This window comes from Catenovulum sp. 2E275 (genome assembly GCF_025515275.1).
Classification (GTDB): Bacteria; Pseudomonadota; Gammaproteobacteria; order Enterobacterales; family Alteromonadaceae; genus Catenovulum.
In genome coordinates this window covers 167,455-186,344 of record NZ_JAOPFU010000002.1, presented here as the reverse complement: position 1 = coordinate 186,344, position 18,890 = coordinate 167,455, and the positions used below count along the sequence as shown (strand labels likewise).

Sequence of the window (18,890 nt, the reverse complement as noted above, 5' to 3'; positions counted from 1 at the left end):
TTAACCTCAACTCTGGATAACAAATTGCTTTCTAGTGGTTATTTTCCCCGATAACTACGTTGAATTCGCTAGTAATAGCCAGCTATTACGTACTCAAATTCGCCTTGTTCTCAGAAAAAATCCCTCACAAGAAAAAGAACTTAAACTAAAAACCAATAAATTTAAGGCTTTAGCTAACTTCTTATCCAGAGTTGAGGTTAACTTAAAATAATATTAGATATGAGCTGTCATTATTTAGATTAAATAGAAGGACAGCTCGGTTGGTAATTTAGAATTTAATGTTTAAAAAAATCTTCATCAGCGGGTGGTAAATCTTCAGAAAACTCATCAATTTGAGGTGTTAACTGCTGATTAAAAGATTCACCTTTAATGACATGGCTTTCACTTGCCCATTCGCCTAAGTCAATTAAGCGGCAACGTTCACTGCAAAAAGGTTTATATTTATTTTCTGGTTTCCACTCTACCTCATTCTGGCAGGTGGGGCATTTCACTTTCATTGGGTTATCTCTGGTTTATTATCAACAGGCAGATAATAAAAATCTGACACTTTGCAGGCAAGCAGATTTAACCTGTTCCTGATTATTTTCCATAAAACGAATTGAAAACCTGTGTTTATGGCCGCTAACGGTTGGGTAATAAGCGCTATCTGAGGGCACTTTTATTTGTAATAACTCTACGTTTTCCACAGTGTCTGTATATAAGCCATTCTCAGCGCTATAGCTATGGAATTGCCCACGCTCTCGGATCATTTTTAAATCTAGTTCAATAATGGTTTTTAAAATTTCTAGTTCAGACAGCCATCTCTGTTGGTCTGCAACAATGATATCTGAATCCTGATGTTGCCACTGGTGCAGATGGGGTAAATCAAAACAGCAGCTACCACCAGGGATAGAAAACCTTTGTTTAAGTGACGCTAAAAATTTATCATCTCGTAATTTTTGTCCCAATTTGTTGGTTGTGGTTAATTTCCCAGAGAGCTGTACTATGGTTTGTAATAAATCCTGCAAAGCTGAATTATTAATACTGGGGTGTTGAGACCAAGCGACTAATTGTTTTTCGTGTTTTTCAAGATCTTTTAATAAATCCGACTTTAAATCACCACGTTCAATAATATCCAAAATTGCAAACAGGGCACTTAAAAAATCCAGACTCGCCCATGGCGTTGTATCACCAAGTTGATGAGTTAAACGGGCAAGCAGGTTTTCAATTCGCAAATAAGTGCGAATCTTTTCATTTAATGGAAATTCATACAAAATATCAGTCATGTGACGATTCGTTTCTTTTATGTTTTTATTGTTTGAATTAGCTTAACTCACTGGTTAAAATTTAGCTAATTTTTTGCCTGTTTGAAGCTAAATTCAGATAAAGTTGATGCAATTTTTTACATTTTTGCGCAACTTGCTCGATAGATAGCTCAGTATCTATAATGTCGTCAGCGTAATTTATTCGTGATTCGCGGTCAAGTTGCGCAGCCATAATCCGCTTAATTTGCTCTGCTGAATTTTTATCTCTGTGACAGGCTCGAAAAACTTGGGTTTCAGGTTTGCAATCTGTAATTAAAATACGGTTAACCAAACTGGTTAGGTTATTTTCCAGTAATAAAGGCACGGCTAAAATACAATAGTCAGATTGTGCTGCTTTACTTTGGGTAATCATTTCATTACGGATAACAGGATGTAGTAGTGCATTTAACCAACTTTTTGCCTGCTCATCAGCAAAAATAATGGTTCTGAGTTCCGCGCGATTTAGCTCTCCATTAGCCAATAAAACCGATTTACCAAATTGTTGGGCGATTTTGTTTAAGGCTGGTGTATTTGGTTTAACCACATCTCTGGCGATAATATCAGCATCAATAATCTCAACCCCTAATTCAGCAAACATATTGGCCACAGTGGTTTTTCCACTGCCAATACCACCGGTTAAGCCGACAATAAACTGGCTCATAGATAAACCCAGTTTTGCAGGTAATATTCAATAATATCTTGTCGCCAGTAAAACGCGATAAAGCCCGCAACAGCAAGGTAAGGGCCAAAAGGAATTGCGGTTTGGCTATTTTTATTTTGTAGTTTGAGCAAAATAAGACCTAACACTGCACCAACGACAGAAGATAATAAAATAATAACCAGTAAAGCCTGCCATCCCATCCATGCACCTAACGCAGCTAATAATTTAAAATCGCCAAACCCCATGCCTTCTTTACCGGTTAATAATTTAAAACCTTGAAAGATAATCCATAACACGGAATAACCGGCAACAGCGCCAATTACGGCATCCGGTAATGCAGCAAACAGGCCATTGAGATTGGCCATTAAACCTAACCAAATTAACCCTAAGGTTAATTGATCGGGCAGTAGCATGGTGTCTAAGTCAATAAAACATAAGCAGATTAAAATAAAGCTAAATAACATAGCCCAAAGCGTTAAGGTAGAAACCCCAAACTGATAAGCGGCAAATAACCCAGTTAATCCGGTTAATAATTCAATGAGGGGATAACGCACTGAAATAGCTGTTTTGCAATGGCTACATTTGCCGCCTAAAGCCAGCCAGCTTAATAGGGGAATATTATGCCAAGGTTTGAGCTCGGTTTTACAATGCGGACAAGACGAATTAGGCTTGATTAAGTTAAATGTAGGTTGCTGATCAATTTGTTGCTGAATTTTGTCATTGTCAGGCTCGTTTAGGGGATCGCTCAAAAGCAGTTTGCATTCGTTTTTCCAGTCTCTTTCCAGCATGATCGGTAAGCGGTAAATGACCACATTTAAAAAGCTACCAACCAATAAACTAAAAACAAAAGCAGAAATATAAAAAACAGCAGGGTATAAGTTAAATACTTCAATTAAATTATCAAACATCAGCTTACAATTTTTCCCATTTGGAAGATAGGTAAATACATAGCAACAATTAATCCTCCAATCACGACCCCTAACACAGCCATAATTAACGGTTCTATTAAAGCAGATAAACCGTCAACGGCATCATCAACTTCCTGTTCATAAATGGTTGCAACCTTATTTAGCATATCATCAATTGCCCCGGACTCCTCACCTATTTGTACCATTTGAATCACCATATCTGGGAATAATTTAGTGGTTCGCATTGCAATATTCATTTGCATACCGGCTGAAACTTCGAGTTTTATCTCGTTGATTGCTTTACGGTAAACAGCGTTACCAGATGCACCAGCGGCTGAATCCAGCGCTTCAACTAATGGGACACCGGCTGCAAAAGTGGTGGCGAGTGTACGCGAAAATCGGGCTAAAGCGGCTTTATTTAAAATAGTGCCAAAAATAGGGGCCTTTAAAAGTAAGGCGTCTACTTTGTCACGTAGTTTTTGTGAATTTTTATAACTGCGGACAAATAAAAAAATAAATATAGCTAAGCCAATGGCTAAAAATGGCCCATTATTTTGAATGAGGTTAGAGATATGAATAATCATCCGCGTAAAAAAGGGGAGTTCAGCGCCAAAGCTGGCAAAAATTTGTTCAAATTGAGGAACAACAAAAATCAATAAAATTAAGGTCACAATAATCGCGATCACGATCACTGCAACCGGATAAGTCATCGCTTTTTTTATTTTGGATTTTAAGGCTTCAGTTTTTTCTTTATAGGTTGCGATTCTGTCGTAAATCACATCTAAAGCACCGGATAATTCACCCGCTTTGACTAAATCACAGTACAAATCATCAAAATATTGTGGATGTTCTCTAAGCACTTGATTAAAAGGTGTACCGGATTGAAGCCCAACCTCAATTGTGCTTAATAAACGGCGAATATTTGCGTTTTCATTTCCTTTGGCAATTAAATCTACAGACTGAACAAGCGGTACACCAGCACTTAGCATAGTGGCTAACTGACGGGTAATAACCGAAACTTCTTTTGCCCCTATTTTTTTTGAACCGCCACCAAATAAAGGTTTAGGTTTTTTCTTTAAATGCGTTGGGTTTACGCCTTGGCGTTTTAATTGTTCGCGGGCAGCCGTTAAATTGTCAGCGGCTAGTTCGCCATTTACTTTTTCACCCCGACGGTTTACACCACGCCAAATATAAAAATCCTGAATGACAATTTTTTCTTTTTTCTTTTTATCTGCTGCCATAAACCTGTTCCTGCTTTAATTAGTTACTCTGCTAATTTCACCTAAGCTGGTTGTGCCTGCGATAACTTTTTGAATGCCGGATTGGCGTAAATTATTAATATTTTCTTGTTGGGCTTGTTTAGCAATTTGCAGTGCATTACCTTCGTGCATAATTAAATTGGCCATTTCATTTGAAATCGGCATGACTTCGTAAATACCGATCCGCCCTTTAAAACCTTTTGAGCAAAACTCGCAGCCATTGGGTTCATATAAAGTTACTTGTTCTAGTTGCTCTGGGGTAAAACCAAAAGCAAGTAATTCACTGTGAGTGGGTGGGTTTTCAATCGGTTGTTTGCAGTGATTACATAATCGGCGGGCAAGGCGTTGGGCAATAATCAGGCTGACCGAACTGGCTATATTGTAACTGGGTACACCCATGTTTAATAAACGGGTTAAGGTTTCTGCGGCAGAGTTGGTATGTAAAGTTGATAAAACTAAATGGCCTGTTTGAGCTGCTTTTATTGCAATTTCTGCGGTGTCTAAATCTCGAATTTCACCCACCATAACAACGTCTGGGTCTTGTCGTAAAAACGATCTGAGTGCTCCTGCAAATGTGAGACCAGCTTTAGCATTAATTTGTACTTGGTTAATGCCTTCTAAGTTAATTTCAACCGGATCTTCAGCTGTTGAAATATTGCGTTCTGAAGTATTTAAAATATTTAGCCCTGTGTAAAGTGAAACGGTTTTGCCACTGCCGGTTGGGCCTGTTACTAATATCATGCCTTGCGGTTTGCTGAGTGCATCTAAATAAAGTTTTTTTTGATTTGGTTCATAACCTAGTGCATCAATGCCTAGCATGGCGCTGCTGGAATCTAAGATCCGCATAACTACTTTCTCGCCCCATAAAGTGGGTAAAGTTGAAACACGAAAGTCGATTGATTTTTTGGCGGTGATTTTTAATTTTATCCGGCCGTCTTGGGGTTTGCGTTTTTCAGCAATATCTAAACGCGACATGACTTTTAAACGGGCGGCTAAGCGGGTTGATAAATTAACCGGAGGCGAGGCTATTTCATGTAATAAGCCATCAATTCTAAAGCGGATGCGGTAACTGTGTTCGTAAGGCTCAAAGTGTAAATCTGATGCGCCGCGTTTAATGGCGTCTAATAATATTTTATTAATATAAACAACTATAGGGGCATCGTCCTGATCCGGTAAATCATTATTTTCATCCTCGTTAATTTCAGATACTTCAATGTTAGCAAGCTCTGAATCATCGAAATCAGATAAACTAAGGTGAGCTTCATCCCCTTCATATTTACGTTCAATTGCTTTTTGTAATTTAGTGGCTTCAACACAAATATATTCTACATTAAAGCCTGTGCTAAATTGAAAATCCTCCGCTGCGCTCATGGCAATTGGATTTACCGTTGCTAAAAAAAGTGTACGGCCACGCAAAAATAAAGGTAAAACCTGGTGCTTTTCAGATAGTTTCTCTTTAAGAATTGAATCGGGAATAATATCTAAATCAAGGTAGGATAAATCAAAGCATGGTGCTTGGTAAAAACGTGCTATTTTTGTTACTAAAGCTTTTTCTGTAAGCCAAACTTTTTTGGCGATAAACTGTTGTGCTTCTATATGATTTTTTAGATTTTGTTGTTTTAGTTCTTCTTGCTGATGCAAGTTAAGGACATTTGAGTAGAGTCTTAAATCTATGGCTGGCATTTAAAGGCTGCTCTTGAAACAGGTAAATAGACAAAGGGAAGAATTCCCTTTGTCAAAATTTGATAAGTATTTTTTATCGCAATTACTCTTCTGCAGCAGCCTCATCTGCCCAAGTGACTTTATTGGTTGCCGTTTCATAAGTAGGATGTAATTCAACTGTTCTGCCTGCTAAATCACTACCTGTTTTGCCTGCTACAGTAATAACGCCATTTGTTACTGTAATTGCACCAATATTACCAGTTCCGGTGCCATCAGCTTGATTGGAGGGAATACCGTTAGTACCACCATTACAGCCAGTCGCTTCTTCGCCAGTATCAGCACCTTTGGCAACATTTTTTAGCATACAAGCTGTTACTAAACCTTTGAGTGAACCTGCAGTATTTTCCAGCTCTACCATTTTTGCGTTTTTCATATAATCGGTATAGGCTGGCACTGCTACCATCGCCAAAATGCCGATAATAGCAACAACAATCATTAATTCAATTAAGGTAAAACCCTGATTACGGTTTTGTTTATTCATCATGTTTAAATCTCCAGATAAGGATTACTACACTTTTAACCTAATATTGCTTAAGTCCATCTATTCGATTGATAAAGCTACCATTAAAATTAGTCTATGAATTTATATCCAACAAGCTCGAATAACTTTTTTTTAATTATTTGTTGTGCGGCGTTATAACTTTACTAATCACTAGCAGTGTTTTTACGAATTATGAGGGAAAAAGTGCATAGAAAATTAATTTGTTTTATGATGTGAACTCTCGATTAAAGTTACTATGCTTTGCAATGAAAGACTGTTTATATTTACTAGTTTGTGAATTAAGTAGATATGATCATTAAAATAACTCCGAGCCTGTTTAGCTAAGTTTGGTTGTTTGCCAGATAAGTTGCTCAGGCCGCGAATCGTTAGATTCGCCAGGGTTGTGAAAGAAATGCCACAGCCTCCCTAATTTGGAAAGGTGTTTATGTTACAAGATAAATTAGGTCGTCAGTTTCATTATTTGAGGCTGTCGATTACTGATGTGTGCAATTTTAAATGCACCTATTGCCTGCCTGATGGTTATCAGTGCGATACATCGCGTGAATTTTTAAGTTTGGATGAAATTCGTCGTTTAGTGGCGGGGTTTGCTAAATTAGGCACAAGTAAAATACGGATCACTGGTGGTGAGCCTGCTTTACGTAAAGATTTAGCCGATATTATCGCAGTGTGCAAAACCACACCCGGCATCAAACAAGTGGCATTAACCACTAATGGATTTAATCTTGAAAAACAGATTAATCATTGGGTGGATGCTGGTTTGGATGCTCTTAATGTCAGTATTGATAGCTTGCAGCCAGAAGCGTTTAAACTGATTACCGGTCACGATAAATTAGTGAGTATTTTAAACGGGTTAGAAAAAGCCAAAGCGCTTGGACTTAACTCAATTAAAATTAATTCGGTATTAATGCGGCAATATAACGCCAGTCAGTTTAATGATTATTTAAGCTGGATTAAGCAGCATGCTTATACGTTGCGTTTTATCGAATTAATGCAAACCGGTGATAACCTTCAATTTTTCAATAAAAATCATGTCAGTGGTGAAAGTCTTAAACAGCAATTAGTTGAGCAGGGCTGGTCATCTGTTATTCGTGATAAAGCAGCAGGCCCGGCGCAAGAGTTCTACCATCCTGATTATGCCGGTAAAATTGGCTTAATTATGCCTTACAGTAAAGACTTTTGTGCCAGTTGTAATCGCTTGCGGGTCAGCTCGCTAGGTCAGCTTCATTTATGTTTGTTTACCGAACAAGGAATTGATTTAAGAGCATTTTTACAAAGCGATCAACAACAGCAAGCATTAATTGAAAAGCTACAAACTTCCTTGGCTGAGAAAACGCCGAGTCATTTATTACAGCAAGGCAAAACTGGCATTACCCAGCATTTAGCTATGATTGGTGGTTAAATGCAGGCAAGTATCATCAATAAACCTTTTGTCGGTTTAGTATTAGCCGGTGGTTTGTCATCCCGTATGGGAACGGATAAAGCTGAGCTAATCATAAACGGCCAAAGTTTACTTGAAAAAAATAAAGCCCTGTTAACTCAACTTGGTGCTAAATCTGTGTTGGTCAGTGGTAAAAACCAAGGCCAAATCGCAGATAAACACCAGCAGGCAGGGCCACTTGCCGGAATTCACGCTGCGCTTGAGTTTGTCCCGCAAAACTATGCTTTAATGGTGGTGCCGGTTGATATGCCTAAACTCACACCTGAGCTATTAAACCAGTTGATTCAATTTGGTTGTCAACAGCAATGCAGTTGCTACTTTGAACAACATTTTTTACCTGTCTATTTTTATGATGTGGCTCAGTTAAAGGCTGAGCTTAATCGTATTATGCAGCAAAGTGCAAAACAAAGATCTGTGCGTGCTGTATTAAAAGCAGTTGATGCAACTGAAATAAAGTTAAATGAACCTGCCAAAATACAAAATTTGATCAACGTCAATACACAAGTGCAGTGGCAAGCTTATATTGACGAACAGACCAACAAAATTTACTCATAAATTAAGAGGATAAAATGGCTAAAGCAAATACCCCATTTAAGCCGTTAAATATTGCCGTATTAACTATTTCAGATACACGTGATGAAACGACAGATACATCTGGTCAATACTTGGTTGAAGCGCTGAAAGAGGCCGGACACATACTGGCAGATAAAAAAATAGTTAAAGATGATATTTATCAAATTCGCTCAATTTGCTCGCAGTGGATTGCCTCAGATAATGTACAGGTGGTGATTTCAACTGGAGGAACCGGATTTACCGGACGAGATAGCACGCCAGAAGCCATGTTGCCATTATTCGATAAAACGGTCGAAGGTTTTGGTGAATTATTCAGGCAGGTTTCACTGGTGGATATTGGCACTTCAACTATTCAGTCACGAGCCATTGCCGGTATGGCAAATAAAGTGGTTATATTTTGTTTACCGGGGTCTACCGGTGCCTGCAAAACCGGCTGGAATGAAATTATAAAATCTCAGATTGATGCTAGTGTACGCCCTTGTAATTTTGTGGCTCAGTTAAAACAAGTGGGTGAGACAATTCAAGCTTGCCAAAGCCGAGGTTAATGCATGTCTGAACATAAACAATTTAGCCATGTTAATGCGCAGGGCGAAGCCAACATGGTGGATGTGTCTGAAAAAGCCGTTACCACCAGAACCGCAGTTGCCGAAGGCTTTATTAAAATGTCGGCAGAGACAATTCAGATGATCATCAGCGGTGGTCATGCCAAAGGTGATGTATTTGCGGTTGCCAGAATTGCCGGTATTCAAGCGGCTAAAAAATGTGCGGATTTAATTCCGTTATGTCATCCGTTAATGTTGTCTAAAGTGCAGGTCGATTTTGAAGTGCAGGCCGATAAACAGCAGATCAGAATTGAAGCACTATGCAAACTAGCGGGTAAAACCGGTGTTGAAATGGAAGCTTTAACCGCGGCGTCTGTTGCTGCTTTAACCTTATTTGATATGTGTAAAGCGGTTGATCCTGCAATGGAAATTGGTGGCATAAAAGTATTAAGCAAAGCCGGCGGAAAAACCGGCCATTGGCAAAATCAGCAGGCACAAAAGGTATGATTAAAGTTTTATTTTTTGCCCGATTAAGAGAAGAGTTAGGTTGTGAGTCTATTGAGTTAACTGAAAGTTGCCAAACCCTGGAAGAGGTCAAGCAGGCAATTTTAAACCAACACCCTAACTGGCAAACAACTTTTACCAACAAAAAATTATTAGCTGCGGTAAATCAAACCATGGCGCAAGGCAATATGACCGTTAAAGCTGGTGATGAAGTTGCTTTTTTTCCGCCGGTAACCGGTGGTTAAATTGATTTAGCTCTATAAGCTCAGTTTTGCTAGATAAATTGCACAAGGTTGAGATGGATGGTTGATTTGGCCTTGCGCATTTTGTCTGTGCTGAGAATAATAGCTCACGAATAAATGATTATCTTTTTCAAGCATAGCCGGATAACTGTTATCGCCGGATGATGGCAGCTCAATTAACGGAATGATTTTTTTATTGGTTAAGTCTAACTCAAATAACCAAGTTGCTAATCTAAACGGCATTAAAATTCGTCTAGCTGCAATAATTATTCGTCCATTTTTGAGTTTATAAAGTGCAGGTCCACCTAAATACTCGCCTAAATCAAACCATTGCCACTTTTTATAATTGGGTTTAGCTATCCCTAATTGAGCTGTATAAGAATCGGCATCCCGTCTTAATATACAAATTGCAGTACCATCGGCTAAAAAGCTAATATCAGATTCATTTGGATAGGCTTTACCATGGGTCTTGAGGCCAAATAATCCATCAATTGTTAAATGAAAACTGCGCAAAGGATCGCCTTGATATAAATTAACTTTATTCTGGCTGCGGTTATAAGCAATACCTAACGCTTGTTTTTGATAAAACCGAATTCGCCAAAGCCACCAGTTATTATTGCCCAGCACTTTAGCGCCAGACCAACTAACTGGGTTAGAGGTAAAGTGAATGCAATTTACATTAGCGGTATTACGGCCTTGATTATCAAATACTTTGCAATAATAAAGCAGTAATAATTGACCGTTAGGATGAACAATGAGTTTAGGATCTCTTAAATCACAATTGCTTTTACGAATCAGGCTAACCGTTTGCCAGTTAATTAAATCAGTGGATGACAAAATGCGGATAAACCCATCTTTGCTGACATGATTAGTTGCCTGACGAAAACAGCATAAATACAACCCCTGATATTCAACCATATCAGTAAACGCATTATGCTGATTATTTTGCCAAATGATTTTAGAGTTTATAAGCTGCATTGTTTATCCGCTGGTATAAAGCCAAGTTTATTCTGTTTTAACCTGCTTTGCTTTAACTGTATTTTTAATAATGGTGACTAATATTGCAAATGCAAACACAAAAGTAATCGCGTTTGCTGTTATCATAGCCATATCTTGTATAAACAAAGCGTAAGCAAGCCAAAGGCCAACGCCGGTTGTAAAAATAATATACATAGCAAGCGATAAGGATTTGGTATCACCGGTTTTTAATACTTTTAAAGCTTGAGGTAAAAAAGCCGAAGTTGTACAAAACGCAGCGCTAAATCCAATGATGTCGATAAAACTCATTTAAACACTCCAGACTATAAAGTATGATATATCGTACTAATTGTTTTGGGCTAACACAAAAAAATTTTAACGATTGTTACTTAAATTTAACGGTAGATAAATATGTATACAGAATTTGATGCGATTATTTTTGATATGGATGGCACTTTAGTAGATAGCGGTCGTTTACATCAAAATGCCTGGACCGAGGCGTTAAATAAATTTGCGATTCCGATTAACCCTGAGTTAATGCGCTCGTTAGCTGGTGTACCAACCAAAGAAACCGTTGATATTTTAGTTAAACATTATGATTTAAATATTAATGCAACCAGTGACGAAGTGAATGACTTTAAAGAAGCGATTGTACGTGAAACCATTCACCAATATGTAAAGCCGACTAAATTAGCTGAGTTTGCCCGCGAAAACTTAGGTAAACGTCCTATGTCGGTAGGAACCGGCGCATACACCGGCGAAGCTAAACAAATTTTAGAAGTGTGTGGTTTAAGCCATTTAATTGATCATTTAGTGGGCGCCGATCAGGTAAAAAATCCAAAGCCTGCGCCGGATACTTTTTTACGATGTGCAGAGTTAATGAATATGAGACCTGAGCAGTGTATTGTATTTGAAGATGCAAAAGCGGGTATTCAGGCAGCTAAAAGTGCCGGTATGTTTGTGGTTGATGTACTGGAAATGCTGAATATTGAAAATGACTATTTTTTATCTGAGTAAATAAAGCCGTCAGCTAAGCTGACGGCAATCGGTTTTAACCTTGCTCTAATAATTTTCGTAAATCAATTAACGCAGCATTGGCGCGTGATACATAATTCGCCATAACTAAGCTGTGATTGGCTAAAAAGCCAAAGCCATCGCCATTTAAAATTAACGGGCTCCAAACTGTATCTTGAGTGGCTTCTAATTCACGGATAATTTGCTGCAAGCTGACGGTTGCATTTTTCTTGGCGAGCACATCAGCAAAATCAATTTCTACAGCCTGTAAAAAATGATGCAATGCCCAGCAAGTGCCACGCGCTTCATAAAATACATCATCAATTTTCCACCAACTGGTTTTTACTTTACCCTGTAACGGAGTGTAAGTTGACTGCGCAGCCGATGAATCGCCTGCTAAATTAGTATTGTATCTGTCTTTACCTACACTTGCGCTGAGTTTTTGTGAGGTTGAGCCTAAACGTTTTTCAACTTCTTTTAACCAGTCGCTTAAATTATCTGCGCGCGAATAAAACTGACCATCAGCCTGATTTTGGTCGGTTAAACGCTCACGGTAGCTTTTTAAAGCACTAATTGCGTTTTCATATTCGCCCTCTGCACTTGGCCATGCCCAGTTTTTGTGATCAATATTAAACTGAGGTTGAGCTACTTTTAGATCTTTATCTTCCTGAGATTGAGATTGCGAGCGGCTAAAATCTTTACGCATAGCCAAAGATAAATCACGGATTTGCTCTAATGCGCCAAATTCCCATGCCGGCATATTATCCATAAACAACGAAGGGGGCAGTACATCATTTGCGGTGAACCCACCTGATTTATTTAATAAAGTTTCGGCAACGTTAATTAAAGCTGTTGTGGTTGCATAGCCAGTTACCTGACTGTGAGATTGGCTGGCTTCGCGGATTGATTTTATTTCCGGTTCCTGACTCCACCAAATTGAGACAATCCATAAAACGATAAAAATGCTTATGGCTGCCAGACCGGTTATTTTTACGATTTTATTGTTCATAACTATCCTTTTTACACGTTATTGCGGTGAGTTGGGCGTTAGTGATTATGGTGTTGATGTTGGTGATGATGCATCTGGTGTGCAGCTTCAATAGGTGCATGCACCTCATAACGCTTTTGTTGAGCATCTCTGAAAATAATTTCAGCTTCGCCTTGTTTAGCCCAGTCCTGTTTTAAGTTTAGCAACATAATATGTCGGCCACCTGACTCTAAAATGACAGTTTGATTGGCCGGTATGATTAACTGATCCATTTTCTGCATCATCGCCATATCGTCTTGCATTATGTGGGTATGAAACTCGGCGGTTTCACTTATATTACTGCGAATTTCAATTAACTTTACCGTAGCATCACTTTGGTTCGTGATTTTCATAAACGCGGCGGTATTTTTTTGTGAGTTTGGCATTAACCTGACACTGACTTGTTCAAAGATCAGTTCGGCATTTACTGAAAAAGTTAAACCTAAGGTAAGCAAGGCGGTTGCGAGTTTTTTCATAAATTCTCTTAATCAAACTTTAAATTTATTTGAGGTTGTTTTTAATTTATCAGCTAATGCCGCTAATTGGTAACTTAAATCAGCAAGGGCAGCTGAGCTTTGTTCTGTTTCTGTGGTTTTATGATAAATATCATCAGCATGATGCACAATATCTTTAGATAATTGAGTCTGTTGATCTGTTGTATTTGCGATTTGATTATTCATTTCACTGATCTGTGCGATAGTTTGATTGATTGAGTGCAAACTTTCACCTGCTTGAGTAGCTGTATTTGCACAATCTAAAGCTCTTTCATTACCTGTACTCATAGCATCAACAGCTGATTGTGAAGCTGCTTGTAATTGGATAATTGTTTCATTTATTTGAGTGGTTGACGCTTGGGTTCGTGAAGCTAATGTACGTACCTCATCTGCTACTACTGCGAATCCTCGGCCTTGCTCTCCTGCTCGGGCTGCTTCAATTGCTGCATTTAAGGCCAATAAATTAGTTTGTTCAGCTATTGAGCGAATAACATCTAATACTAAGCTCACTTGTTCGCAATCTTGTTGCAATTGTTTTATCACATCCGAAGTTTGTGCAGAAGTCGATGACATAGCTTGAATTTTTGCTACCGTTTTATCGACTATTTCTTTCCCATTTTCGGTAGCTTGAGTTGCTTTTATAGCTGCTTGTGCTGCGCTTGCCGCTGCATTGGCTACCGAGCTAACTGAATGAGTCATATTATCGACAGTATCTTTCGTTAAGCCTGCACTTTGTTTTTGAATCGTTACTGTCTTTTTTGTTTTTTCAGCCAAGTTTTGTAGAGTCTGGGCTAGTTCAGCTAAAGGTATCGCTGAATCAACAACCTGTTTTATGACTTGTTGTAATTGCTCCATAAAAGAGTTAAACCAATATACTAATAGGCCTATTTCATCATTTTGGTTGACTTTTATTCTTACCGTTAAGTCTCCATTTTCTTGTGCTATGTTGCGCAGACTATCTATAACTTGATTAAGGTTACGTTTTAAACTCGAAGAAATTAAATAAGCAGGGACCATTAAAAGGGCCGTAACTACTACTATCATTAAAATCCCGAGTGAGATTAAAGTTGATGTAGTATTACTGGATTCTTGAATTGCAGTATTAAAATTTTGCTCTCGTTCATTTCTGAATTGATTCATAGCTGCTTCTAAATCAGTATAAATCTGATTAGCTACAGCTGCTTGTTCGCCAATAACATTAAAATCAGCTGTATTATTAATCATCTCGCTAGTTATATTCCTAGCTTTTTGATAATAGATATTAAAGTCTGTTGCAAATTTTTTGGACTGCTCTGCATAATCGGAGTGATATTGAGCTAATGAACTGACCGACTCTGTTAATTCTTTAGCTTGTATGTCTGCACTCGATAATGTGTCTTCATCACCAGTGGTAACTGCACTACTTAATTGTTCTTTTATATCAGACAAAGATTCTAGATTTTGTTCAATCAATTGCAAACTTGGAAAATGAATATCTCTGACTTCTTCTAATGTATGCGCACTATTGGTGGCTTTGGTGTAAATTACACCGACATAAAATAAAAAACCAAGTGCCCCAATTAAAGGTATTAAATAAATTTTTTTCGCCAGAGTTAATCTGGTTTTAACTGGCTGTTGATATGACATAAATTAAGCTTTCATCCTTAATATGATCTGTTTAAGCATAGCATGTATTAATAGCCTTTTATGTTTGATTTTAGCGATGACTTTAAGGTGTCACGCCATCCGCCATAAACCGGATTTGGAATTAAAAACCAGCGGCTACCCCACATTTGATCGTATTGAGAAACTAATTTTTGACGGGCGCTGGCTGGCAGATTAGATGTTTTTGGTATCATCTGATTAATATCGTCTCCAATAATCATCAAAATCCGGTATCTTTGTGCAATAAAAGCCCGGCGGCTGCTTTGATCCTGATTCCAGTCTGAAAATTCACCGCGAAAAAACATCTGATCTTTTGGGAAATTAAGAGAGTTTCGGTTAAGCATTTTAAGGGTTTTAGATTTAATTGGGCAGGGATCTCTAGGGTTCGGCAAGCAAGTTCTGTCAGAAATGAGTAATACAGTAACCCCTAAACTTGATGCTTTTTGGATTAGCTCTAGTACATGTGGGACTAATCTAGCTCGCTCGGTATTAACCCATTTATTAAATTCAGCATCTGAATGGGGTTTATTGTCTAAAGCTAATTCGGCCTGATAAGGCATAGTGCTGATTAACGTATCATCTAAATCGAGCAAAATCGCATTAGGGAGTTGTTTCATACCGGTATGACCAAATTGTTCAATAGCTGCTGTCCAGTCACTATCAAAAACCGCTTCTTCAATTTGATTAGCCGCATTTTTAAAGGTTTGTGATGCAATTGCCTGATACTCGGCAGACTGTTGAACCCAAGCGATTGCCCCTATAGTATCATCATCGGCTTTTACTGTGTAGCTAAGCAGCAAAAAAGCAGAAAAACACATTATTTTGCTTTTGCTGCGAGTTAATCCACGAAAATTGAAAAAATGAGCTAATTTCATGATTAGAATTCTCTGTCTGATAGGTAATTTAAGGCTTTAGCTAACTTCTTATCCAGAGTTGAGGTTAAATAGTTTCGTTAAACTGAGCCGAGTTTAATTGAGTATAGTTAAAGTATCGGCTGGGGGAGGAATTTCTATAATAAAAGTAAAGGCTTGCCGCTGAGTTTCTAAATTAAGGGAAATGGCGAATAAAGTTGCAGATAAAAGAAAAGGCGATAAATCGCCTTTTCAAATTGGTTTAGTTATCTAACCTGAATTGGGGTTAATAACTGTATAAAGCTAAATTATTTTGCAGCTTTTGCACGCTCAAAAGAATCAACAATTTCTTTTTTAGCTGCGGCAGCGTCTTCCCAACCGTCAACTTTAACCCACTTGCCTTTCTCAAGCTCTTTGTAACGCTCAAAGAAATGAGTGATTTGTGCTTTTAATAATTCATCTAAGTCGTTTACGTCTTGTACGTGATCGTAAATTTTAGTTAATTTACTAACCGGTACAGCAACAACTTTAGCGTCTTCACCCGACTCATCAGTCATTTTTAAAACGCCAACAGGACGGCACTTAATAACAGCACCCGGTACTAACGGATACGGAGTAGGGACTAAAACGTCAACCGGATCACCGTCTAACGATAAAGTATCGTTTACAAAGCCGTAGTTACAAGGATAAAACATTGGGGTTGCCATAAAGCGGTCTACCCAAACTGTGCCAGTGTCTTTGTCTACTTCGTATTTGATTGGGTCCGCATTCGCCGGAATTTCAATAATTACGTTAACTTCTTCTGGTAAGTTTTTACCCGCAGGTACGTTAGATAAACTCATTTTCCTTCCTTTTAGAGGTTTGATTTAGCAAATTTGGCCATATTATAAGACTCATAACTGAAATGGCGAGTAAATTTACTCATTCTTTGATAACCTCGCCTCATTAGAACTCGTTTTTTTGGTATAAAAATAATGAAAAGCTACCGTTTAGTGATTGATTGTCCTGATAAAGTCGGGATTGTTTCGGCTGTGAGCCAATTTTTAGCAGATCATCAGGCTTCTATTGTGGAAGCGAATCATCATAAAGATAATCAGGCAAATCGCTTTTTTATGCGAAATGAGATTGAAGCTGAGTCATTTGCTTTGTCTTTAGCGCAATTTAAGCAAGAATTTTCACCACTCGCCCAGCAATTTGAAATGAACTGGAAAATTGTTGATTCATCTCATAAACAAAATGTCGTGTTGATGGCTAGCCGGGAATCTCATTGTTTGGCCGATTTATTACATAGATGGCACAGTGGTGAACTCGATTGTAATATCGTAGCTGTGATCGCCAACCATGAGCATTTGCGCCAAATGGTGCAATGGCATGGCATTCCTTATCATCATGTTCCTTTTTCAAAAGAGAGCAAAGCTGAATCTTTTGAGCAAGTTAGATCTTTATTACATGAATATAATGCCGACACAATTGTACTGGCGCGCTTTATGCAGATTTTCCCAGATGCGATGTGTCGTGAATTCGCAGGTCAGGTTATTAATATTCATCATAGTTTTTTACCGTCTTTTGCGGGTGCCAAACCTTACCATCAGGCGCACGAGCGTGGTGTTAAACTGATTGGTGCAACTTGCCATTATGTGACCGGGGATTTAGATGCAGGGCCTATTATTGATCAGGAAATTATTAGAATTAGCCACAGAGATTCTGTCGATGATATGGTTCGCAAAGGGAAAGAATGCGAAAAACAAGCACTAGCTCGCGGTTTACGTAACCATATTGAAGATAGAGTAATCATCAATGGCAATAAAACTATTGTGTTTGATTAACATTTATTTTACTTTTTGTTTTCAAGTGAACTTTATCTGCAATTAGTCATCTATAATAAAAGTTTATATCTATTTAGTTATTCTGACTAAATGGCTATAAGTATTATTATGGAATATGGAAAAATTATATGTATATAGTTACGGTTGAGTTTGTGATTCACTCAGCATATTTATTGCCGTTTTTAGACGCCGCGCTGGAAAATGCAGACTCATCTCTTCACCACGAAGAGGCTTGTCATCAGTTTGAAGTTAGCCAAAGTCACGAAACCCCTACTCATTTTTTCTTTTACGAATCTTATGATGATGAACAAGCTTTTCAGCAGCATTTGGAAAGCCAGCATTTTTTAACTTTCAGCAATGCTGTGAAAAACTGGGTTATCAGCAAAAAGGTTCGTTGTTGGTATGCCTGCTAATTTAAATATTTCTATTTTAGGTGCTGGCTGGTTAGGTTTGCCACTGGCACAGCACTTATTAACCCAAGGCTACAATGTACATACAACTCGTAGCTCTCAAGCTGGCTGTGATCAAATTAACAGCCAATTTGTTCCTTGTTCCGTATTTGAACTAGGAGAAAACTTTACAGATAATCAGTCTGTTGCTCACCGGATATTTAATGCAGATATTTTAATTGTGACAATCCCGCCCGGTTTTAGACAAGTTAATAAAGGTCAAGATTATTTATTAAAGTGGCGGCAAATTACTACACAAGCGAATTTAGCTGGGGTAAAAAAAATCATTATGACCAGTTCAACCAGTGTTTACCCTGAGCAAGATAAATTAATGCTGGAAACAGATGCTACAGCCCATAATGAGAAAGCAGATATTTTATTGCAGGCTGAGAATTTGTTAACAACCGACTTTAATGGCGATTATATTATTGTGCGCTTAGCTGGTTTATTTGGCCCAGATCGCCACCCTGCCAGATTTATTAAACACATGAAAACATTAAGCCAGCAAGCACCAGCCAATATGCTGCACTTGGATGATGCGATAAAAGCGATTAGTTTTTTAATCGATAAAGCGGTTAAAAACGAAATCATTAATATTAGTAGCCCAGAGCGGGTTTCAAAAGCTGATTTTTATAAACAAGCTATAAAAATAGATGGTCAAATATTAAATTTATTTCCTAAGTTAGATAAACAAAAGGGCAAGCATATTAATTGCGAAAAGCTGATTAAACTTGGTTATCAATTTAAGTTTAAAAATGCAATAAATGCGCTAAAATCATGCTAATTAACTGATTAAACTGTCAGTAAAATTTACACTGAGATCTTGTGTTTCCGGACTTTAATAGATAGCCACTTATTTTAATTGAATATTTTATTTGTGGCGTTATTTTTGCTTAAGGTTTGTACCAATAAGTTTAATACTATTAATTTTTAGAAATGTCGTTCAAATTTATGCTGAAAATATTAACTCATA

The 18,890-nt window shown here is 37.9% G+C and carries 23 protein-coding genes and 1 riboswitch; of the genes, 9 read left to right on the top strand and 14 right to left on the bottom strand.

Translation table 11 applies throughout. The annotated features are described in order from the left end of the window. Positions 1 to 275 precede the first annotated feature (275 nt). From yacG to N7931_RS19515, 7 genes are all read right to left on the bottom strand, one after another. A complete protein-coding gene (gene yacG, locus N7931_RS01810; RefSeq protein ID WP_262791531.1) occupies positions 276 to 497 on the bottom strand; it encodes a DNA gyrase inhibitor YacG in 222 nt (73 codons plus the stop codon). A 21-nt stretch (positions 498 to 518) separates the two neighbouring features. Continuing rightward, positions 519 to 1,265: a cell division protein ZapD gene (zapD, locus tag N7931_RS01805; RefSeq protein WP_262791530.1), complete on the bottom strand. Its 747-nt coding sequence runs from the start codon at positions 1,263 to 1,265 to the stop codon at positions 519 to 521. Positions 1,266 to 1,326: 61 nt separating this feature from the next. Continuing rightward, on the bottom strand, positions 1,327 to 1,944 hold the full coding sequence (gene coaE / locus N7931_RS01800; RefSeq protein WP_262791529.1) for a dephospho-CoA kinase: 618 nt from the start codon (positions 1,942 to 1,944) through the stop codon (positions 1,327 to 1,329). Further along, complete coding sequence (locus N7931_RS01795) at positions 1,941 to 2,852, bottom strand: prepilin peptidase (RefSeq protein WP_262791528.1); 912 nt, start codon at positions 2,850 to 2,852, stop codon at positions 1,941 to 1,943. The genes coaE and N7931_RS01795 overlap by 4 nt, the downstream gene beginning before the upstream one ends. Further along, positions 2,852 to 4,093, bottom strand: coding sequence for a type II secretion system F family protein (locus N7931_RS01790; RefSeq protein WP_262791527.1), 1,242 nt, complete (start codon positions 4,091 to 4,093; stop codon positions 2,852 to 2,854). Before N7931_RS01790 ends, N7931_RS01795 begins: the two co-directional genes overlap by 1 nt. Positions 4,094 to 4,108: 15 nt before the next feature. Further along, on the bottom strand, positions 4,109 to 5,794 hold the full coding sequence (pilB, locus tag N7931_RS01785; RefSeq protein ID WP_262791526.1) for a type IV-A pilus assembly ATPase PilB: 1,686 nt from the start codon (positions 5,792 to 5,794) through the stop codon (positions 4,109 to 4,111). Between the two features lie 82 nt (positions 5,795 to 5,876). Then, entirely contained in the window at positions 5,877 to 6,317 is a 441-nt protein-coding gene (locus N7931_RS19515; RefSeq protein ID WP_316250558.1) for a prepilin-type N-terminal cleavage/methylation domain-containing protein, read from the bottom strand. A 310-nt stretch (positions 6,318 to 6,627) separates the two neighbouring features. Then, positions 6,628 to 6,772, top strand: a riboswitch (molybdenum cofactor riboswitch). Here N7931_RS19515 and moaA point away from each other — a divergent pair. From moaA to moaD, 5 genes are all read left to right on the top strand, one after another. Then, positions 6,760 to 7,734 (top strand): GTP 3',8-cyclase MoaA, encoded by a 975-nt coding sequence (moaA, locus tag N7931_RS01775; protein ID WP_262791525.1) that lies wholly within the window; start codon positions 6,760 to 6,762, stop codon positions 7,732 to 7,734. Its footprint overlaps the riboswitch before it by 13 nt. Then, positions 7,735 to 8,328 (top strand): molybdenum cofactor guanylyltransferase, encoded by a 594-nt coding sequence (locus N7931_RS01770; protein ID WP_262791524.1) that lies wholly within the window; start codon positions 7,735 to 7,737, stop codon positions 8,326 to 8,328. A 14-nt stretch (positions 8,329 to 8,342) separates the two neighbouring features. Next, positions 8,343 to 8,891 carry a molybdenum cofactor biosynthesis protein B gene (gene moaB, locus N7931_RS01765; RefSeq protein ID WP_262791523.1) on the top strand — a complete coding sequence of 183 codons (549 nt, stop codon included), beginning with the start codon at positions 8,343 to 8,345 and terminating at the stop codon, positions 8,889 to 8,891. A 3-nt stretch (positions 8,892 to 8,894) separates the two neighbouring features. Continuing rightward, positions 8,895 to 9,395: a cyclic pyranopterin monophosphate synthase MoaC gene (gene moaC, locus N7931_RS01760; RefSeq protein WP_262791522.1), complete on the top strand. Its 501-nt coding sequence runs from the start codon at positions 8,895 to 8,897 to the stop codon at positions 9,393 to 9,395. After that, the gene (gene moaD / locus N7931_RS01755) at positions 9,392 to 9,637 is read left to right on the top strand and encodes a molybdopterin synthase sulfur carrier subunit (protein WP_262791521.1); all 246 of its coding nucleotides are present in this window, start codon (positions 9,392 to 9,394) and stop codon (positions 9,635 to 9,637) included. The genes moaC and moaD overlap by 4 nt, the downstream gene beginning before the upstream one ends. 12 nt (positions 9,638 to 9,649) lie before the next feature. Here moaD and N7931_RS01750 read toward each other — a convergent pair whose 3' ends face one another. Then, a complete protein-coding gene (locus tag N7931_RS01750) occupies positions 9,650 to 10,612 on the bottom strand; it encodes a hypothetical protein (protein ID WP_262791520.1) in 963 nt (320 codons plus the stop codon). A gap of 27 nt (positions 10,613 to 10,639) precedes the next feature. Continuing rightward, entirely contained in the window at positions 10,640 to 10,921 is a 282-nt protein-coding gene (locus tag N7931_RS01745; protein ID WP_262791519.1) for a SemiSWEET transporter, read from the bottom strand. A gap of 102 nt (positions 10,922 to 11,023) precedes the next feature. Here N7931_RS01745 and N7931_RS01740 point away from each other — a divergent pair, with 102 nt between their 5' ends. After that, positions 11,024 to 11,629: an HAD family hydrolase gene (locus tag N7931_RS01740; protein ID WP_262791518.1), complete on the top strand. Its 606-nt coding sequence runs from the start codon at positions 11,024 to 11,026 to the stop codon at positions 11,627 to 11,629. A 34-nt stretch (positions 11,630 to 11,663) separates the two neighbouring features. Here the strand turns inward: N7931_RS01740 and N7931_RS01735 are convergent, their stop codons facing one another. From N7931_RS01735 to ppa, 5 genes are all read right to left on the bottom strand, one after another. Further along, a complete protein-coding gene (locus N7931_RS01735) occupies positions 11,664 to 12,635 on the bottom strand; it encodes a DUF2333 family protein (protein ID WP_262791517.1) in 972 nt (323 codons plus the stop codon). A gap of 38 nt (positions 12,636 to 12,673) precedes the next feature. Beyond that, positions 12,674 to 13,129, bottom strand: coding sequence for a copper chaperone PCu(A)C (locus tag N7931_RS01730; RefSeq protein ID WP_262791516.1), 456 nt, complete (start codon positions 13,127 to 13,129; stop codon positions 12,674 to 12,676). 12 nt (positions 13,130 to 13,141) lie between these two features. Then, positions 13,142 to 14,773: a methyl-accepting chemotaxis protein gene (locus N7931_RS01725; protein WP_262791515.1), complete on the bottom strand. Its 1,632-nt coding sequence runs from the start codon at positions 14,771 to 14,773 to the stop codon at positions 13,142 to 13,144. 47 nt (positions 14,774 to 14,820) lie between these two features. Then, positions 14,821 to 15,666 (bottom strand): HAD family acid phosphatase, encoded by an 846-nt coding sequence (locus N7931_RS01720; RefSeq protein ID WP_262791514.1) that lies wholly within the window; start codon positions 15,664 to 15,666, stop codon positions 14,821 to 14,823. 284 nt (positions 15,667 to 15,950) lie between these two features. Further along, positions 15,951 to 16,484: an inorganic diphosphatase gene (gene ppa / locus N7931_RS01715; RefSeq protein WP_262791513.1), complete on the bottom strand. Its 534-nt coding sequence runs from the start codon at positions 16,482 to 16,484 to the stop codon at positions 15,951 to 15,953. Positions 16,485 to 16,616: 132 nt separating this feature from the next. Between ppa and purU the strand changes: the two genes are divergently transcribed. From purU to N7931_RS01700, 3 genes are all read left to right on the top strand, one after another. Beyond that, positions 16,617 to 17,468: a formyltetrahydrofolate deformylase gene (purU, locus tag N7931_RS01710; RefSeq protein WP_316250557.1), complete on the top strand. Its 852-nt coding sequence runs from the start codon at positions 16,617 to 16,619 to the stop codon at positions 17,466 to 17,468. Between the two features lie 128 nt (positions 17,469 to 17,596). After that, the gene (locus N7931_RS01705) at positions 17,597 to 17,881 is read left to right on the top strand and encodes a putative quinol monooxygenase (RefSeq protein ID WP_262791512.1); all 285 of its coding nucleotides are present in this window, start codon (positions 17,597 to 17,599) and stop codon (positions 17,879 to 17,881) included. After that, on the top strand, positions 17,871 to 18,701 hold the full coding sequence (locus tag N7931_RS01700; RefSeq protein ID WP_262791511.1) for an NAD(P)H-binding protein: 831 nt from the start codon (positions 17,871 to 17,873) through the stop codon (positions 18,699 to 18,701). Before N7931_RS01705 ends, N7931_RS01700 begins: the two co-directional genes overlap by 11 nt. The last annotated feature ends 189 nt before the right edge of the window (positions 18,702 to 18,890 follow it).

Excerpts from the sequence above, each read along its gene's own strand:
- yacG (WP_262791531.1), bottom strand. The coding sequence starts at position 497 with ATGAAAGTGAAATGCCCCACCTGCCAGAATGAGGTAGAGTGGAAACCA.
- zapD (WP_262791530.1), bottom strand. The coding sequence starts at position 1,265 with ATGACTGATATTTTGTATGAATTTCCATTAAATGAAAAGATTCGCACT.
- coaE (WP_262791529.1), bottom strand. The coding sequence starts at position 1,944 with ATGAGCCAGTTTATTGTCGGCTTAACCGGTGGTATTGGCAGTGGAAAA.
- N7931_RS01795 (WP_262791528.1), bottom strand. The coding sequence starts at position 2,852 with ATGTTTGATAATTTAATTGAAGTATTTAACTTATACCCTGCTGTTTTT.
- N7931_RS01790 (WP_262791527.1), bottom strand. The coding sequence starts at position 4,093 with ATGGCAGCAGATAAAAAGAAAAAAGAAAAAATTGTCATTCAGGATTTT.
- pilB (WP_262791526.1), bottom strand. The coding sequence starts at position 5,794 with ATGCCAGCCATAGATTTAAGACTCTACTCAAATGTCCTTAACTTGCAT.
- N7931_RS19515 (WP_316250558.1), bottom strand. The coding sequence starts at position 6,317 with ATGATGAATAAACAAAACCGTAATCAGGGTTTTACCTTAATTGAATTA.
- moaA (WP_262791525.1), top strand. The coding sequence starts at position 6,760 with ATGTTACAAGATAAATTAGGTCGTCAGTTTCATTATTTGAGGCTGTCG.
- N7931_RS01770 (WP_262791524.1), top strand. The coding sequence starts at position 7,735 with ATGCAGGCAAGTATCATCAATAAACCTTTTGTCGGTTTAGTATTAGCC.
- moaB (WP_262791523.1), top strand. The coding sequence starts at position 8,343 with ATGGCTAAAGCAAATACCCCATTTAAGCCGTTAAATATTGCCGTATTA.
- moaC (WP_262791522.1), top strand. The coding sequence starts at position 8,895 with ATGTCTGAACATAAACAATTTAGCCATGTTAATGCGCAGGGCGAAGCC.
- moaD (WP_262791521.1), top strand. The coding sequence starts at position 9,392 with ATGATTAAAGTTTTATTTTTTGCCCGATTAAGAGAAGAGTTAGGTTGT.
- N7931_RS01750 (WP_262791520.1), bottom strand. The coding sequence starts at position 10,612 with ATGCAGCTTATAAACTCTAAAATCATTTGGCAAAATAATCAGCATAAT.
- N7931_RS01745 (WP_262791519.1), bottom strand. The coding sequence starts at position 10,921 with ATGAGTTTTATCGACATCATTGGATTTAGCGCTGCGTTTTGTACAACT.
- N7931_RS01740 (WP_262791518.1), top strand. The coding sequence starts at position 11,024 with ATGTATACAGAATTTGATGCGATTATTTTTGATATGGATGGCACTTTA.
- N7931_RS01735 (WP_262791517.1), bottom strand. The coding sequence starts at position 12,635 with ATGAACAATAAAATCGTAAAAATAACCGGTCTGGCAGCCATAAGCATT.
- N7931_RS01730 (WP_262791516.1), bottom strand. The coding sequence starts at position 13,129 with ATGAAAAAACTCGCAACCGCCTTGCTTACCTTAGGTTTAACTTTTTCA.
- N7931_RS01725 (WP_262791515.1), bottom strand. The coding sequence starts at position 14,773 with ATGTCATATCAACAGCCAGTTAAAACCAGATTAACTCTGGCGAAAAAA.
- N7931_RS01720 (WP_262791514.1), bottom strand. The coding sequence starts at position 15,666 with ATGAAATTAGCTCATTTTTTCAATTTTCGTGGATTAACTCGCAGCAAA.
- ppa (WP_262791513.1), bottom strand. The coding sequence starts at position 16,484 with ATGAGTTTATCTAACGTACCTGCGGGTAAAAACTTACCAGAAGAAGTT.
- purU (WP_316250557.1), top strand. The coding sequence starts at position 16,617 with ATGAAAAGCTACCGTTTAGTGATTGATTGTCCTGATAAAGTCGGGATT.
- N7931_RS01705 (WP_262791512.1), top strand. The coding sequence starts at position 17,597 with ATGTATATAGTTACGGTTGAGTTTGTGATTCACTCAGCATATTTATTG.
- N7931_RS01700 (WP_262791511.1), top strand. The coding sequence starts at position 17,871 with ATGCCTGCTAATTTAAATATTTCTATTTTAGGTGCTGGCTGGTTAGGT.